Annotated in this window: 14 protein-coding genes; 9 read left to right on the top strand and 5 right to left on the bottom strand. The window is 64.0% G+C overall.

Going from position 1 to position 16319, the window contains the following annotated elements; genetic code table 11:
• Positions 1 to 6 precede the first annotated feature (6 nt).
• Positions 7 to 456, top strand: coding sequence for a host attachment family protein (locus NYR54_RS02785; RefSeq protein WP_261513930.1), 450 nt, complete (start codon positions 7 to 9; stop codon positions 454 to 456).
• Positions 457 to 487: 31 nt separating this feature from the next.
• Here the strand turns inward: NYR54_RS02785 and NYR54_RS02780 are convergent, their stop codons facing one another.
• Together NYR54_RS02780 and NYR54_RS02775 are read right to left on the bottom strand one after the other, a co-directional pair.
• Positions 488 to 1237: an SDR family NAD(P)-dependent oxidoreductase gene (locus tag NYR54_RS02780; RefSeq protein WP_261513929.1), complete on the bottom strand. Its 750-nt coding sequence runs from the start codon at positions 1235 to 1237 to the stop codon at positions 488 to 490.
• Between the two features lie 63 nt (positions 1238 to 1300).
• Entirely contained in the window at positions 1301 to 3418 is a 2118-nt protein-coding gene (locus NYR54_RS02775; protein WP_261513928.1) for a transglycosylase domain-containing protein, read from the bottom strand.
• Positions 3419 to 3579: 161 nt separating this feature from the next.
• On the opposite strand from NYR54_RS02775, the gene NYR54_RS02770 reads away from it, so the two are divergent.
• Positions 3580 to 4689 carry an acyltransferase family protein gene (locus tag NYR54_RS02770; RefSeq protein ID WP_423738557.1) on the top strand — a complete coding sequence of 370 codons (1110 nt, stop codon included), beginning with the start codon at positions 3580 to 3582 and terminating at the stop codon, positions 4687 to 4689.
• 32 nt (positions 4690 to 4721) lie between these two features.
• On the opposite strand, the gene NYR54_RS02765 is transcribed toward NYR54_RS02770, so the two are convergent.
• A complete protein-coding gene (locus NYR54_RS02765) occupies positions 4722 to 5765 on the bottom strand; it encodes a GntR family transcriptional regulator (RefSeq protein WP_261513926.1) in 1044 nt (347 codons plus the stop codon).
• A gap of 137 nt (positions 5766 to 5902) precedes the next feature.
• Between NYR54_RS02765 and NYR54_RS02760 the strand changes: the two genes are divergently transcribed.
• From NYR54_RS02760 to NYR54_RS02740, 5 genes are all read left to right on the top strand, one after another.
• A complete protein-coding gene (locus NYR54_RS02760; protein WP_261513925.1) occupies positions 5903 to 6646 on the top strand; it encodes an SDR family oxidoreductase in 744 nt (247 codons plus the stop codon).
• Complete coding sequence (locus NYR54_RS02755; RefSeq protein WP_261513924.1) at positions 6643 to 7737, top strand: Ldh family oxidoreductase; 1095 nt, start codon at positions 6643 to 6645, stop codon at positions 7735 to 7737. The genes NYR54_RS02760 and NYR54_RS02755 overlap by 4 nt, the downstream gene beginning before the upstream one ends.
• A 62-nt stretch (positions 7738 to 7799) precedes the next feature.
• On the top strand, positions 7800 to 8789 hold the full coding sequence (locus tag NYR54_RS02750; protein WP_261513923.1) for a C4-dicarboxylate TRAP transporter substrate-binding protein: 990 nt from the start codon (positions 7800 to 7802) through the stop codon (positions 8787 to 8789).
• A 130-nt stretch (positions 8790 to 8919) separates the two neighbouring features.
• Positions 8920 to 9426, top strand: coding sequence for a TRAP transporter small permease (locus tag NYR54_RS02745; protein WP_261513922.1), 507 nt, complete (start codon positions 8920 to 8922; stop codon positions 9424 to 9426).
• Positions 9420 to 10700, top strand: a complete 1281-nt coding sequence (locus NYR54_RS02740) for a TRAP transporter large permease (protein WP_261513921.1) — start codon at positions 9420 to 9422, stop codon at positions 10698 to 10700. Before NYR54_RS02745 ends, NYR54_RS02740 begins: the two co-directional genes overlap by 7 nt.
• Before the next feature lie 13 nt (positions 10701 to 10713).
• Here NYR54_RS02740 and rhaI read toward each other — a convergent pair whose 3' ends face one another.
• Both rhaI and NYR54_RS02730 read right to left on the bottom strand, forming a co-directional pair.
• Positions 10714 to 12006, bottom strand: coding sequence for an L-rhamnose catabolism isomerase (gene rhaI, locus NYR54_RS02735; protein ID WP_261513920.1), 1293 nt, complete (start codon positions 12004 to 12006; stop codon positions 10714 to 10716).
• 53 nt (positions 12007 to 12059) lie between these two features.
• Complete coding sequence (locus NYR54_RS02730) at positions 12060 to 14162, bottom strand: bifunctional rhamnulose-1-phosphate aldolase/short-chain dehydrogenase (protein ID WP_261513918.1); 2103 nt, start codon at positions 14160 to 14162, stop codon at positions 12060 to 12062.
• A 183-nt stretch (positions 14163 to 14345) separates the two neighbouring features.
• Between NYR54_RS02730 and NYR54_RS02725 the strand changes: the two genes are divergently transcribed.
• Positions 14346 to 15155 carry a DeoR/GlpR family DNA-binding transcription regulator gene (locus tag NYR54_RS02725; RefSeq protein ID WP_261513917.1) on the top strand — a complete coding sequence of 270 codons (810 nt, stop codon included), beginning with the start codon at positions 14346 to 14348 and terminating at the stop codon, positions 15153 to 15155.
• Positions 15156 to 15197: 42 nt separating this feature from the next.
• Positions 15198 to 16196: a rhamnose ABC transporter substrate-binding protein gene (gene rhaS / locus NYR54_RS02720; RefSeq protein ID WP_261513916.1), complete on the top strand. Its 999-nt coding sequence runs from the start codon at positions 15198 to 15200 to the stop codon at positions 16194 to 16196.
• Positions 16197 to 16319 lie beyond the last annotated feature (123 nt).

Genomic DNA, 16319 nt, shown 5'->3' with positions numbered 1-16319 from the left:
GCTTGAATGGCGGGAATCCGGCTGGCCCATGGAATCTGGGTTCTGGTGGCTGACGGCGAGAAGGCTCTGTTCCTGCGCAACGAAGGCGACGCCGAGTATCCCAATCTGGAGGTGGTGCGCGAATTGCGGGACGAGAATCCGCCAACCCGCGAACAGGGGACGGACAAGCCCGGCCGCTATTTCGACGCAGGCATGCCGAACAAAAGCAGCTTCGAGGAAACGGACTGGCACCGCATCGAGAAAGAACGTTTTGCCGAGGAAGTCGCCGACCAGCTTTATCATCTCGCCCACAAGGGGCGTTTCGAAAAGATCGTCCTCGTCGCTCCGCCCGCCGTGCTTGGAGCCTTGCGCAAGGCACTGCACAAGGAGGTGGACCGGCGCGTGGCGGGCGAGGTGCCGAAGACGCTCACCAACCACGCTGTTTACGAAATCGAGAAAGTGCTGACGCGGGAGTAGATGAGCGAGCGCTCATTCAGGAAGCGGGCGTTCATACGTGCTGGCCGCCATTGATGTGGATCTCCGCACCCGTGACATAGGACGCGCTCTCGGAGCACAGGAAAAAGATCGTTTCCGCCACTTCCTCGGTGCGGCCTAACCTGCGCAGCGGAATGGTTTCCACGAGCTTGTCCGTCCCGGGCGAGAGAATCGAGGTTTCGATCTCGCCCGGAGCGATGGCGTTGACACGAATGCCATGCGGGCCGAAGTCGGCCGCCATTTCCCGCGTGAGTGCGGCAAGCGCCGCTTTGGACGTGGCATAGGCCGTACCGGCAAAAGGATGCACGCGGCTCCCCACTATCGAAGTGACATTGACGATCGAGCCTTTTGCCGCCGAGAGTTCCCGGAAGAGGCCGCGCGCCAGCATGATCGGGGCGAAGAAATTCACCTGAAAGACATCGCGCCACACATGCATGGGTGTGTCGATGGAGTTCAAGCGCCCGCCGCCTTCGAGTTTCGGCGAAATGGCGGCATTGTTGACGAGCGCATGGAGCCGCCCGCCATTGGCGCTGAGACGGTGGCGGATTTCCGCAATGGCGATGCCCACGCCCTCCTGATCCGACAGGTCGAGCTGGATATGATCCTCCGGCCCCGCGGGCCAGGGACAGTCCTTGGAGAAGGCCTGGCGCGAGCAGGTGATGACCCGCCATCCCCCGCGCGAGAAGCGCTTGACGGTTGCATGGCCGATGCCGCGGCTCGCGCCCGTAAGCACCAATGTCTTCCTCTCGTCGGCCCTGCTCACCGCTTCCTCCGTCTCATGTCGCCTATGTAGCTGCTGCGCGGCGAATGCGGTAGAGCCAAAAGCTCAGCGGCCGAGAATGATGTCGATGATGGAAAGCTCCCGCCTTTGCGGAGGCCCGCCCACCTCGGCAGGCGGCACCAGCCGGCCTCCGGCGCGCGGCGCGCTGGCAGGTGTGGCCGCGGGCTGCCGGGCTTCCGCGGTCGCAGGGGGCATCCGGTCGGAGCGCCACTCACCCGGCAGGCGCGCGACCGTCAGGCCTTCATGGGCGAAGGTCATGAATTCGCGCCAGGCCGTTACCGGCAGGCTGCTTCCGGTCGCTCTTGTGGGACTTCCGTCGTCGTTGCCGAACCAGACCCCGGTGACGAGATTGGCGGTATAGCCCACGAACCAGGCATCCCGCGAAGCCTGTGTGGTGCCGGTCTTTCCGGCTGCAGGCCGGCCGATGGCGGCACCCCTGCCGCTGCCATATTCGATCGTGCCGGCCATCATGGCGTTCATCATGCCGACGACCTGCGGGCTTGCTACGCGCGGGAATGATCCCTTCTCATGCTTGTAGACGAGACGCCCATCGGTGGTCGTAACCTGCTCCACGATGTGGATTTGCGGCCGGAAGCCGCCATTGGCGAAGGGAACATAGGCTGCGGTCAGCTCCAGCGGCGTCACCTCAGAAGTGCCGAGCGCAATGGAGGCGTTGGCCCTTAAATCGGATTCAATGCCCAGCCGGTGCGCGACCTCCACAACCGCCTTCGGCCCGACCTCCATGACGAGCTGTGCGGCCACCGAGTTGAGCGAGCGGGCGAGCGCCTCGGCGAGCGTGACCGGCCCATAATACTTGCCCTGATAGTTTTCCGGGCTCCAGTTGCCGATTCTGACCGGCGCGTCGTTGCGCACGCTGTGCGGCGTGCGCCCCTGTTCGAGCGCGGCCATGTAGACGAAGGGCTTGAAGGCGGAGCCCGGTTGCCTGCGAGCTTCGGAAGCGCGGTCGAACTGGCTGTGGGCATAGTCATAGCCGCCCACCATAGCGCGCACGGCGCCTGAGCCGTCGATCGATACCAGCGCACCCTGGCTTACCTTGAGCTCCTTGCCCTTCTCGTCGATGAGGTGGCGGATCGTCTTTTCCGCCTGCTTCTGCAGATCGAGATCGATGGTGGTGCGCACGACGATATCCTTCTGGACGTTGCCGACGAGATCCGGCAGCTCCTCCATCACCCGATCGGCGACATAGTGCTCCGAGCCAGTCCAATAGGCGGCCGCTCGGGTGGCGGGCGCGCTGATGGCCGCCGCCAGCTCGCTGTCGCCGATCATGCCCTGCTCTCGCATTGCGGTCAGCACCACCTGTGCGCGCTCTTCGGCGGCATTGGGGTCACGCGCGGGCGAAAGGCGCGAGGGTGCCTTGAGCAGACCCGCCAGAAGCGCGGCCTCGGCCAGCGTGACGTCGTGCGCGGACTTGTTGAAGTAGCGCCGTGCCGCTGCCTCCACGCCATAGGCACCGCCGCCGAAATAGACACGATTGAGATACATCTCCAGGATCTGGTCCTTGGCGTATTTGTGCTCCAGCCAGAGGGCGAGCAGCGCCTCCTGCACCTTGCGCTCGATCGTGCGGTCGGGCTCTAGGAACAGGTTCTTGGCGAGCTGCTGGGTGATTGTGGAACCGCCCTGGCTGATCCGCCCCTGCATCAGGTTCTCGATCACGGCGCGCGCAAGCCCGAGCGGATCGATGCCCCAATGGGAATAGAACCGCCGGTCTTCGATGGCGATGACCGCCTGCGGAATATAGGGCGACATCTCGTGCAGGCCGACGGCCTCGCCCCCGGTCATGCCGCGATTGGCGATCAGCCGTCCATCGGCGGCGAGAATCTTCACATTGGGCGGGCGGTCGGGAATCGCCCAGGTGGTCGCGCTCGGCATCTGCGCGCCGTAATAGGCGGCAAGGCCTATACCCGCGATACCGGCCCACAGCGCCAGAACGAGCGACCAGTAGACGAGGCCGTGCAGGAGGCCGAAAAAGCCGGAGCGCCGTGTCCGCCGCCTGCCGGACTTGCGCTTGCCACCCCTGCTGCGCCGCGAGGGCGGCAACACCCGGTCCGACGGGCCGACCGTAAGGCTGCCAGCGCGCCGGCGCGGCGCGGATGCGCCGAAGGTCGGCTCGATGCGAGTCTGCCGCTTTTTACGCTTGGCCATCCCCTGTCCGGTCCCCGAAGAAGGCCGCTTGGCGGCCATCGTCCCTTTCGCGCAGGCTAATTGCGGGGATTTAAGGGCCCGTTAAGCGTCTTCATCCACAGCTTGATGGGCTCGGGCAGGCTTTTCAGGCCGCCGTGCGGGCGAAACGAGGAGTGACGACAGTGCCGGAATATGCCGCTACGTCCGGAAGGCAGCGCATCGATTGGGTCGACGCGGCCAAGGGCCTTTGCATCATCATGGTCGTCATGATGCACTCGACCATCGGGGTCGAACTTGCCGCAGGACGCGAGGGCTTCATGCACTGGGTCGTGGCCTTTGCCCGTCCTTTCCGTATGCCCGATTTTTTCCTGATCTCAGGCCTCTTCCTGGGCCTTACGATCGACCGGGGCTGGCTGCGCTATATCGACCGGAAGGTGGTGCACTTCGCCTATTTCTATGTGCTGTGGCTGACCATCCAGTTCGTCTTCAAGGCGCCCGGCATCGCAGCGGAAGAAGGCTGGGGCGGCGCGCTCCGCGCCTATCTTACCGCCTATGTCGAACCGTTCGGCACGCTCTGGTTCATCTATCTGCTGCCGGTCTTCTTCATCGTCACGCGCCTGCTGCGGCCGGTTCCCGTCTGGGTAATATTCATAGGCGCGGCCGTGCTCGAAGCGCTGCCTGTTCATACGGGTTCAGTGATCTTGGACGAGTTCTGCGGCCGCTACGTCTATTTCTTCGCGGGATACGCCTTCGCCGCCCATGTGTTTAGCTTCGCCGCGTGGGTGCGGCAGCGGCCCGCCGCCTTTCTGGCGCTCTGTCTCGGCTGGGCCGCGCTTCACACCTTCCTCGTCTTCACACCCGCGCCGGCCTCTCTCGCATCCTGGCTGCAGCCGGACCCGGGTAATTCCGGTGCCACGGGTGGCTTCTCAGAACTGCCGCTGATCTCGCTGCTGCTCGGCCTGGCGGGCGCTGGCTTGGTGGTCGGCGTCGCCGCACTTGTCTCTCTCCTGCGGCCGATGCGCTGGCTGGTCTGGCTGGGCGAACATTCGATCGTCGTCTATCTCGCCTTCTTCCTGCCGATGGCGGCCACACGCGTCTTCCTTCTGAAGACGGGGCTCATCGAGAACATCGGGCTCGTCTCCCTCATAGTGACATTTGCGGGCGTGACCGGACCGGTGATCCTCTACGGTCTCGTGCAATGGTTGGGCTACGGCCGCTTCCTGTTCGAGCGGCCATCATGGGCGCGGCTCGAGCAGCAGGCCGCACGGTCCGCACCGGTCGCCGCCGAGTAGCCGAGCATCCGGATGTGTGCAGAAATCACCGGTCAGTTGTCTTCCAGGCGCTCGAGATAGGGCAGGCTTTCGGGGCGGAATTCCCGCCTGATGACATCCACGCGCGCCAGGGCCCGGCTGCCCGAACCCTTGAGATGCCGTTCCAGCGCGGCAGCCGCAGTGTCAACGCTGCCCGCCCCCAAATGCTCCAGAATTTCCATATGCTCGGCCAGAAACGGCTCCGTTTCGAACAGCCGTGGCGTCCAGCGGTAGAGAAAGCGGTGCGCGATGAGTAGCGACTGCGGCATGGTGATCGCCTGCATTAGGGTGTGATTGCCGCAATGGCTGAGCAGCGTGACGTGCATGTCCTGCTCCAGCCGGTCGAGCGTCGGCCCCTCGATGGTTTCGGCATGGGCGATCGCGTCCTCCAGACGCTCGCGCATTTCAGCCAGGAATCCTGGCGGAATGCGCGCGGCCGCCTTGGCAAGTGCCACGGGCTCCAGAATGCTGCGCAGCTCGTATAGCTCGCCCACATGCTTCGGCGTGAGCGCGGGGGCATACCAGCGCGAGCGTTCATCCTTGCGCAGAAGGCCGCGACTGTGCAGCCGGCTTACCACGTCGCGCGCCACGGTGCGGCTCACGCGATAGCAGCGCGCCAGCTCCGCCTCATTGACCCGCCAGCTTGCGAAAGAGATACGGCCAATGATCTCCTCCTCGACCTCGGCGTAAATGTGCTCCCAGCTCGAACGCGACACGAGGCGGACATCCTCATCCACCGGGGCCGCAGCAGGCCGCGGCACGGCGCCCGCCCCTCCGGCAAGCGGGCGAACGGCATAGCCGCGCCCGGCCGCCTTGATGAGAAGGCCATCCCGCTCAAGCTCCGCGAGCGCCCGCCGTGCAGGCGCCCGGCTGATGCCGAACTGGGCGGCCACCGCCGATTCGGTGAGCTTGGCGCCCGGCGCCAACACGCCTTCGGCAATCTGCGACCGGATGATCCCGTAGGCACGCTGGTAAAGCCGCGGCGCAAGGCCACCGCTCAGCAGGTCCTTCGACAAACGCTCATCCCCGCTTGCAGTGCGAGCCGATGTACCGCGCATCTTTTCTCCTGATTGCCGCATCATGCCCCTGCTTGCCCGGGCGAAGACAACTTGTCCAGCGCGCAGATATCGTATAGTGTACACAATAGACATTATGAGCGGAACTGGAGGCAGTTTCTGCCGGGAGGTAAGCGGAAGTGGCAGATCGGCTCGTCGGCAAGCGCGCATTCGTGACCGGGGCGGGACAAGGCATCGGGCGCGCCATCGTGCTCGCTTTCGCGGCGGAAGGGGCTACCGTCATTGCCGCCAGCCGGACGGCGGAGAAGATGCGGGACCTGCCCGAGATTTCGCCCTCCATCACGCCCGTTGCGCTCGACGTGACGGATGGTCCCGCCGTTGCCCGCGCCATTGAAGCGGCGGGTCCTCTCGACATTCTGGTCAACTGCGCGGGCTGGGTGCACAATGGCACGCTGCTCGACTGCTCGCCGGAGGACTGGGCGCGAAGCCTGGACCAGAACGTCACCTCCTGCTTCCACACCATGCGCGCCGCACTCCCCGGAATGATTGAGCTTGGCTCGGGCTCGATCGTCAATGTGGCGTCGGTTGCCTCCTCGATCACCGGCGTGCCGGGCCGCGCCGCGTATGGTGCCAGCAAAGCGGCCGTCATCGGCCTCACCAAGGCCGTGGCGCGCGATGTGATCCGCACCGGCGTGCGGGTGAACGCCCTCTGCCCCGGCACAACGCATACGCCGTCGCTGGAAGAGCGGATCGCGGCGACTGAAGATCCGGAGGCGACCCGCCGCACCTTCATCGCGCGCCAGCCCATGGGGCGGCTCGGCAAGGTGGAGGAAATGGCAGCGGCGGCGCTCTACCTGGCAAGCGACGAGTCTGCCTTCACCACGGGCACGGTGATGATCGTAGACGGAGGGCAGACCCTGTGACGGCCGCCGCAGACGGAGCGCACTCAAGCACCCCGCGTCGCTTCCCGGCGGACGCGATCGAGCAATTCTGCAGGGACGTGCTTGCGGCCGCCGGAGCGGATAAAGCGACGGTGGATGCGGCGACCCGCGCCATGATGCATGGCTCCCGCCTCGGCATCGACAGTCATGGCGTGCGCCTGCTCGACCACTATGTCCGCGTCCTTACTGAAGGTCGCGTCAACCCGAATCCGAACCTGCGTTTTCTGCGGAAGGGCGGCGCCACGACCACGCTCGACGCCGATGACGCGCATGGCGCGCTGGCCGCATTCTTCGCCATGGAGGAGGCGGTGCGCATGGCGGAAAGCTTCGGCATCGGCGCGGTCGCCATCCGCAACAGCTCCCATTTCGGGCCGGCCGGCGCCTATGCGCTCGCGGCCGCAGAGCGTGGCATGATCGGCATGGCCATGTGCAATTCCGACAGTTTCGTGCGGCTGCATGACGGCGCGATGCGCTTTCATGGCACCAACCCGATCGCCTGCGCGGTGCCGGTGTCCGGCGAGCGGCCCTGGCTGCTCGACATGGCCACAAGCGCGATCCCCTACAATCGCATCCAGCTCTATAAGAGCCTCGGCCGCAAGCTGCCCGCGGGCACGGCTTCGCGCGGCGACGGCGAAGACACGGAAGAGCCCGGCGAGGCCGAGATGCTTGCGCCGCTCGGAGGTGAGTTCGGCTACAAGGGCGCGGGTCTTGCGGGCCTCGCCGAAATCTTCAGCGCCGTGCTTTCCGGCATGCGGCTTTCCTTCGAGATCGCGCCCATGTTCGGGCCGGACTATTCAACGCCCCGTGGGCTGGGCGCTTTCGTCATGGCAATCCGGCCGGACGCTTTCGGCGAGGACACGGGTTTCGAGGACGGGATGCGGCGCTATCTTGCCACGCTGCGCGGCTCGCCGGCGCGCGCGGGCGGCAAGGTCATGGCGCCGGGCGACCGGGAGTGGGCGGAAGCGGACCGGCGTGCGGCCGAGGGAATTCCGCTGGATCCCGACACGCTGGAGGCTTTCCGGCGCCTTGCGGAAGGGTATGGCGTCGGACTGCCGGGAAACGGTGACGCGTAAGCGGGACGCTGATCATCGTCTCCGGCAGGTGGAGTGGGTGAGTTGAACAAGGAGGAGAAGACATGAACGGACTGAGAAGAATGCTTTCGGCCGCCTGCGCCGCCGCGGCCCTTGCGCTCGCGCATAGCACCGCCCAGGCACAGGAGACATACACCCTTCGCTTCAATCACGTGCTGGGACCGAGCGAGCCCTTCCATCAGGGCTTCCTCAAATGGGCCGAGCGCGTCAAGGAGCGGACCAATGGAGGGCTCACCGTCGAAGTCTTCCACAGTGCCCAGCTTGGCGTGGAGGAGGATATCATCGAGCAGATCCGCCAGGGCGCCAATATCGGTCAGAACACGGACTCGGCACGTCTCGGCAACTATGTGCCCGGGATCGCCGTCGTGAACGGTCCGTATTTCGTGGAGTCCTATGAGGAAGCCTTCAAGCTCGCCGACTCGCCCACCATGCAGGGATGGCAGCAGGAACTTGCCGATCAGCATGGGCTGAAGGTCGTGTGCTTCGACTGGGTGCAGGGCTTCCGCCACTTCTTCACCAACAAGCCGATCCGCACGCCGGAGGATCTGGACGGCTTGCGCATCCGCACGCCCCCTGCACCAATCTGGCAGGAATCCGTCCGCGCACTGGGTGCTGTGCCTACGGCGATGAATTTCGGCGACATCTATCCCGGCCTGCAGCAGCAGGCGGTGGACGGGGCAGAGCTCGTCTATCCCAACATCACCGCAGCGAACCTCAACGAGGTCCTGAGCCATGGCAGCGAGACGAAGCATATACTTCTGGTGAACTTCCAGGTAGTGAGCTCGCAGTGGTTCAACAGCCTGCCTGAAGAGTACCAGACCGCGCTGGTGGAGGAGTGCCGGACGGCGGGTCAGGAGACCTCTGCGGTCATGCAGAAGGCCGAGGAAAACGCCAAGGCGGAGCTCGTCAAGCGCGGCATGACCATTGTGGAGGATGTGGATCTCGACGCTTTCCGCAAGGCGGGCGAAGCAGCCTATGAGGCGCTCGGCCTTGTCGAGGCGAAGAACAAGGTGCAGTCGGAGATTCGGAACTAAGGCGATTCTGGAAAAGCGGATGCCGCTTTCCGTCCGAAATTGAAATAAATCAAAAGCTTAGAGATCATTCCGGCGCTTTATGAACGCCGGAATGATCCGGTTTGCCGGGTGAGGGTTCCGGAGAGGATGGATGAACGCGCTCTTCATGTTCTTGCGAAAATCCGAAGCGGTCCTTGCCGGAACCCTGCTGCTCCTGATGGTGATCCTGATCTTCCTGAACGGCGTGGCGCGCATGATGGGCCACCCGCTCAACTGGACCATCGATCTTGCCACCTGCTTCTTCGCCTGGGGTTGCTTCCTGTGCGCCGACATCGCCTGGCGGCAGGACGGGCTCATGTCCATCGAGATTTTGACGCGGCGATTGCCGCCTAAAGCCGCCCGGGCGCTTGATTACATCAATCATATGATCATCGCCGGTTTCCTGGTCTACGTGATCTATGCGGGCGTGTGGCTGTCCTGGGTCAGCCGGGCGCGCGCCTTTCAGGGCATGCCGGGCGTCAGCTACTCATGGGTGACCGCAAGCATAGTGGTGGGCGGAGTGCTTCTGCTCATCACCACGCTCATCAGGCTTTGTTCGGCGCTGCGGGAGGATGGCTTCGTCCGCGCGCCGCGGCGGAAGGGTGAAGCCTCATGCTGATCGTGGCCATTGCCTTCCTCATTCTCTTGTTGATGGGCATGCCGGTGGCCTTCGCCATCGGGATTTCGGGCGCACTGTTCTTCCTCCAGCATCCGGAACTGCCCTTTACGATTCCCGTGCAGGTCACGGTTTCCCAGACGCAGAATTTCGCCCTGCTTGCCGTTCCGCTCTTCATCATGGCTGGCAATTTCATGAACCGCTCCGGCATCACCGAGCGGCTTCTAGAGCTAGCCTCGGTTCTCACCGGCCGGATGACGGGCGGCCTAGCGCAGGTCTCCCTCGCGCTTTCGGCACTGATGGGCGGCGTCTCAGGCTCGGCGATCGCGGACGCGGCCATGCAGGCACGGATGCTAGGACAGGAAATGGTGAAGCGCGGTTTCACGCTCGGGTTTGCCTCCGCGGTGCTTTCCTTCGGTGCCGTGCTGACACCCACCATACCACCTGGAATTGGCATGATTCTCTACGGCACGATCGGGCAGGTCTCGATCGGCCGTCTGTTCGCCGCCGGTTTCGTGCCCGCCATCCTGCTTTGGATCGGTCTGTCGGCTACCGTGTGGCTGACGGCGAAGCGGCGCGGCTACAAGCCGGAGCGCGAAAAGCGGCCGACGTTACGCGAGACCGCTCATGCCTTCACGGGCGGCATTTGGGCCATTCTTTTTCCCGTCTTCCTTCTTCTCGGCCTGCGCACGGGCGTCTTCACGCCTTCCGAGATCGGTGCCTTCGCCGTTGTCTACGCGATCTTCATCGGCGTGCTCATCTACCGAAAGATGAAGACACGCGCCTTCCTGGAGGCGCTCGAAGGCAGCCTCAGCGATGTCGGCTCTGTGATGTTCCTCATCGCGCTCTCGGCGATCTTCAGCTACGGCATCGTGCTTGAGAGAGTGCCGGAGGTGGTCTCCGGACTGATCCTGGGCATTACGCAGGACCTCGAAGGCGTGATGGTGCTCATTGCGCTTTTCACTCTCGCGGCCGGTTTCTTCATCGACGCCACCGTGCTGATCATCATGCTGACGCCGATCTTCCTGCCGCTGATCCGCCAGCTTGGCGGCGATCCCGTCCATTTTGGCATGATCTTCCTCGTCGCCGCCACGATTGGCAACTTCACCCCGCCCGTGGGCGCGGCGATGTATGCGGTCTGCTCGATCCTGAAATGCCCGATCGGCGCCTATACGCGCGAGTCGATACCGCTCTTTGCGGCTGTGGCCGTGATCACGCTGTTCCTGGTCTTCGTGCCGGAGGCGGTGCTCTTCCTGCCGAACCTGATCTTCGGGTGATCTGAGACGCGCCTCAGACGATCCCGCCGCCGCCACCCGCAACCGCGGGTCGCTCCTCCGCCACCTTGCGCCGGTAGCCGCTTTCACGGAAGGCCGCCACCGGATCGGCCGCACCGCCCTTCTCCACGCGCGCCATGGCGAGAATCGGCTCCACGTCGGTGCGGAAGGCGGCCTTCAGCGTGAGCGTGGCCATGAGGGCGTCGTTCGACTCCTGGTAGGCCTCCAGCGCGTTGCGGTCCACCAGCAGCGCTTGCGCGTAGGCCCGCGCCACCTCCGTGGCCGAGACCATCAGGCTTTCGATCGGGTCCGTGACATTGTGGCTTTGATCGAGCATATGGGCCGGATTGAAGCCCGCCGCGCCTCGCTTTTCGGCATCCACCAGCTCGTTGAAGACGAGGAAAAGCCGGTAGGGGTCGATCGACCCGCTGTCGAGATCGTCGTCTCCGTATTTCGAATCGTTGAAGTGAAAGCCGCCGAGCTTGCCGTACTGGATGAGCCGCGCCACGATCATCTCTATGTTCACGGTGGGTGCGTGATGGCCGAGGTCGACCAGGCAGAAGGCCTTGGGACCAAGCTCCTGGGCGATGATGTAGTTGGTTCCCCAGTCCTGCACGACGGTGGAATAGAAGGCCGGCTCGTAGAGCTTGTGCTCGGTGAAGATGCGCCAGTCATCCGGCAGCGCGGCGTAGATGGCGCGCATGGAGTCTAGATAGCGCTCGAAGGCTTTGGTGAAATTGCTCTGGCCGGGGAAGTTTGAGCCATCGCCGATCCACACCGTGAGCGCCCTGGAGCCGATGGCCTTGCCGATCTCGATACACTCGATGTTGTGCTCGATCGCCTGCCGGCGCGTGGCCGCATCCGTGTGCGAGAGCGAGCCGAACTTGTAGGAATAGCGGTCACCCGGATGGTCCTGGAACGTGTTGGAGTTCATGGCGTCGAAGCCGAGCCCCAGGCGCTGGGCCGCCTCGCGCAGCAGGGCAGGGTCAGCCTTGTCCCAAGGGATGTGGAGCGAGACGGTGGGCGTGGCGCGGGTGAGACTCTGGATGACGGCGCAGTCGGCAAGCTTATCGAAGATGTCGCGCGGCTCCCCTGGCCCAGGAAAGCGCGCGAACCGCGTGCCTCCTGTACCCACGCCCCAAGAGGGGATGGCAACGCCGAAGGCAGCCACCTTTTCCTTGATGGCGTCGATGGCGATGCCGCGCCGGTCGAGCTGCTCGCCGAGCGCCTCATAGTCGCGGCGCAGCGCCTCCATGCGGCTCTCATTGTGCTTTTCGATCAGGCCGGCGTCGATTCCAGCTTCGCTCATTTCCTCCTCCTCAGAAATGTGCTCCCTGTGCCGCTCCTTAACACTGAACCGGTCTAGCGCGTGAATGCCTGCGCGTTGCCCGCATCGACGTTCAGGATATTGCCCGTCGACTTGGCCGACGCGTCGGAAACAAAGAAATAGACGGCCTCGGCCACATCCTCCGGGAACACGCTGAGCTTCAGGAGCGAGCGCTTGCGGTAATGTTCTTCCAACTCGTCCGGGCTCATGTTGTAGGCCGCCGCGCGCTGCTGGCGCCACTCGCTCGACCAGATCTTGGAGCCGCGCAGCACCGCGTCGGGGTTCACTGTGTTGACGCGGATGCCGAACTCCGCCCCCTCCAGCGCAAGGCACCGCGCAAGATGAATTTCTGCCGCCTTGGCGGTGCAGTAGGCGGAAGCTTTGGGTGAGGCGGCGAGGCCGTTCTTCGAGGCGATGAAGACGATGGCTCCGCCCGTATTCTGCTTCTTCATCAGCCGGAAAGCCTCCCGCGCGACCAGGAAGTAGCCGGTCGAGAGAATCTCCATATTCCGGTTCCACAGCGAAAGTTCCGTCTCGTCTACCGGCGCGGCTGACGAGATGCCCGCGTTGGAAACGAGAATGTCCAGCCCGCCATATTCGCGCGTTGCATGGGCGAAGGCCCGGGCAACATCCTCCTCCTTCGTCACGTCCAGCCGGACGGAGCGGACCTGGTCGCAGGTGTAGCGACTCGCGAACTCTTCGTCGGTCGCGGCAAGCGCATGCTCGTCGATGTCCGCCAGAACCACGCAAGCCCCCTCCCTAAGCAGCCGCTCGGCGGTGGCCCGGCCGATGCCCCCTGCCCCGCCGGTGATCAGCGCCACCTTCCCCGCTAGAGACTTTGGCTTGGGCAGGCGCTGAAGCTTGGCCTCCTCCAGCACCCAGTATTCGATGTCGAAGGCCTCCTGCTCCTCGAGGCCGACATAGGACGAAACGCCAGAGGCGCCGCGCATGACATTGATGGCGTTCACGTAGAACTCCGCCGAAACCCGCGCCGTTGCCTTGTCCTTGGCGAAAGTGATCATGCCGACGCCGGGCACGAGATAGACCACGGCATTGGGGTCGCGCATAGGCGGACTGTCAGGCCGCCTGCAGCGCTCGTAATAGGCCGCGTGGCCCTTGCGGTATTCCTCCAGCGCCCCAGCAAGGCTTGCGACAGTCTGCTCCACATCGGGGCGAGCCGGATCGAAGGGCACGACCAGGGGCGTCCTCTTGGTGCGCAGGAAATGGTCAGGGCAGCTCGTCCCCAGCGCAGCTAGCCGCTCCATGTCGCGGGAGCCGACAAACTCCAGCACCGCGTCGGAATCGTCGAAATGGCCAACCTTCCATTCCGCTCCGGAAATCATGCCGCGGATCGCGGGCATCAGCCGCTCAGCAACGGCCTGCCGCTCCCCGGCGGGCAGCACGGGCCGGACGGGCCCGCCGAACGCCGGCTTGCCCGCCGTCTTTGCCTCCAGCCATTCGATGGCACGGTTGATTGTGGCGATGGTAGTCTCGTAGCATTCCCGCGCGGTCTCGCCCCAGGTGAAGAGCCCGTGGCCCGCCAGCACAACACCCTTGGCCTCGGGGCTCTCGCGACAGAACCGCTCCAGCCACAGGCCAAGTTCGAAGCCCGGCCTCTTCCACGGCAGCCAGCCGATTTCGCCGCCATAGATCTCCGCCGTCAGCTCGCGGCTGTTCTCCGCCGTCGCGATGGCGATAACGGCATCGGGATGCATGTGGTCCACATGCTTCCTCGGCACGAAGGCATGCAGCGGCGTATCAATGGAAGCCGCTCTCGGATTGAGGTTGAAGGTGCAGTGAGGCAGATACCCCACCATCTCGTCCTCGTGCTCCACGCCGCGGTAGAGACGCTTCAGGCCCTTGAGCTTCTCCATGTAGAGCGTGGCAAAGCCGGCGAGCCTGATGGAGCCGAGATCGCCGCCCGAGCCCTTCACCCACAGCACCTCCACGGGCTCGCCCGTGAGCGGATCCTTTTCCGTTATCTTCGCCGAGGTGTTGCCTCCGCCGTAATTGGTGATGCGCTTGTCGGAGCCGAGCAGGTTCGACCGGTAGAGCAACTGCTCCGGCTCGCTCATCGTGGCGACCTTCGCCTCGTCCCACAGATTGGCGAGCCGCGCGGCGGGGCGTTTGTCCAGCATTAGGAATCCTCCCGTAGCGCCTGGAAGAGAGGCGCATATGTCTCAATTCACACCTGGCTCGCGCTAATGTCAATCATAAACGATCAATAACAATCATGCTGCAGCGGACATGGGAAGATTGTGATTGAATTTGATTGACAATGCGCGTTTTGAATGCCTTGATGATTGCGTTTGGGAGGAATCATGCACGAGAAGGAACGCCACCGGATCATCCTGTCCGCCGTTCAGGAAAAGCCTGTTGTGACGGTGCAGGAGCTGGTCGAGATGACCTCGTCTTCCGAGGCGACGATCAGGCGCGACATCGCGGCCCTTCATGTGCAGAAGCGGCTCCGTCGCGTACGCGGCGGGGCGGAGGCGCTCAACCCGCCGCAGATCGTGGGACTAGCCGGTCGTCCGTTCCGCGTGAACGAGGCCCTGCATGCAGCGGAGAAGCGGGCGATCGCCCGCGAGGCGGTGGAGCTGTGCGAGGATGGCGAGCCGATCATCATCAATGGCGGGACGACCACCTTCCAGATGGTGCATTTCCTCACGAACCGGCGCATGCCGATTCTCACCAATTCCTTCGTGATCGCCGAGCACCTCATCAAGCATTCCAAGAATACGGTGGTGCTGCCCGGCGGCACGATCTATCGTGAGCAGAACATCGTGCTGTCGCCCTTCGACAACGACGTTACGCGCAACTTCTATGCGCGGCGCATGTTCATGGGGGCGCAGGGCCTGGGGCCGCTAGGGCTGATGGAAAGCGATCCGCTGCTGATTCAGGCGGAACAGAAACTCATCGACCAGGCCGAGGAGCTAGTCGTGCTGGCGGATTCCTCGAAATTCCGACAGCGTTCTAGCCTCATCCTGTGCGGCCTTTCACGCATTTCCACGGTCATCACGGATGAGGGCATAGAAGACCGCGAAGCCAAAATGCTCAAGAATGCGGGCGTGCGTCTGATCATTGCCCGCAGCGGATCGCCAAGACAGGAGGAATCGTCGCTGCCCGCATGAGGAGCGAGCGGACAGCCTTTCAAGCGCTCAAGGGAGGAAACAATGAGCATTGTAAGGAAACTTCTGGTGACCGCCGCCGCGACGGCGGCTCTTATGGTCGGCAGCGCGCATGCGCAGGAGACAGTGCGTATCGCCCTGGTGGCAAAGGCGCTGGGCATCGGCTTCTTCGAGGCCGCAAATGAGGGCGCACAGGAAGCCGCCAAGGAACTGGGCAATGTGGAGGTAATCTACACCGGACCCACCGATACCACGGCGGAAGGGCAGATCGAAGTCATCAACTCGCTCATCGCCCAGAATGTTGACGCCATAGCGGTTTCCGCCAATGACACGGACGCGCTCGTGCCGACGTTGAAGCGGGCGATGGACCGCGGCATCACCGTGATCTCCTGGGACTCCGGCGTTGCCCCAGAGGGGCGGCAGATGCACCTCAACCCCTCGTCTAATCAGTTGATCGGGGAAATGTGCGTGAAGATGGCCGCCGAGCACCTGCCCGAGGGCGGCGGCGAGGTCGCCATCCTGTCCGCCTCGGCGACGCACACCAACCAGAACAATTGGATCGCGGAGATGAAGAAGGTTCTGCCGGAATATCCGGGCGTGAACCTCGTCACCACGGTCTATGGCGACGATCTGGCCGACAAGTCCTACCGTGAGGCGCAGGGCCTGATCCAAAGCTATCCGAACCTGAAGGCGATCATCGCGCCCACCTCGGTCGGCATCGTGGCAGCGGCCCAGGCCGTCACCGACGCAGGCAAAATCGGCGAGATCAACGTCACCGGGCTCGGGCTTCCTTCGGAGATGGCGGCACATGTGGAATCCGGCGCCTCCAAGAGCTTTGCCATCTGGAATCCGATTGATCTTGGCTACGCCGCGACCATGATCGCCTACAACCTCGCCACCGGTCAGGCCACCGCCGAGCCGGGCGCCCAGATCAGCATGGGCCGCGTGGGCACGGTGACGCTTGACCAGAACAACGAGGGCGCGATGGCCGAGCCCTTCGTTTACGATGCCTCGAACATCGAACAGTTCAAGGACATCTTCTAAGGGCATCGGAGGGAGCTGGCACCTGTGAGCCGGCCCCTCGCCACCTCTTCCTCCCTCAGGATGGGTGGGGAAAGGCGCCGGAATCGCAGCCCGGCGCTCCGAAGCGAGAGGCGGCCAAGGCCG

Origin of the sequence: Chelativorans petroleitrophicus (assembly GCF_025398195.1) — a bacterium.
GTDB lineage: Bacteria > Pseudomonadota > Alphaproteobacteria > Rhizobiales > Rhizobiaceae > Chelativorans > Chelativorans petroleitrophicus.
The sequence above is the reverse complement of the archived record's forward strand: the minus strand, read 5'-3'. Positions and strand labels throughout refer to the sequence as shown.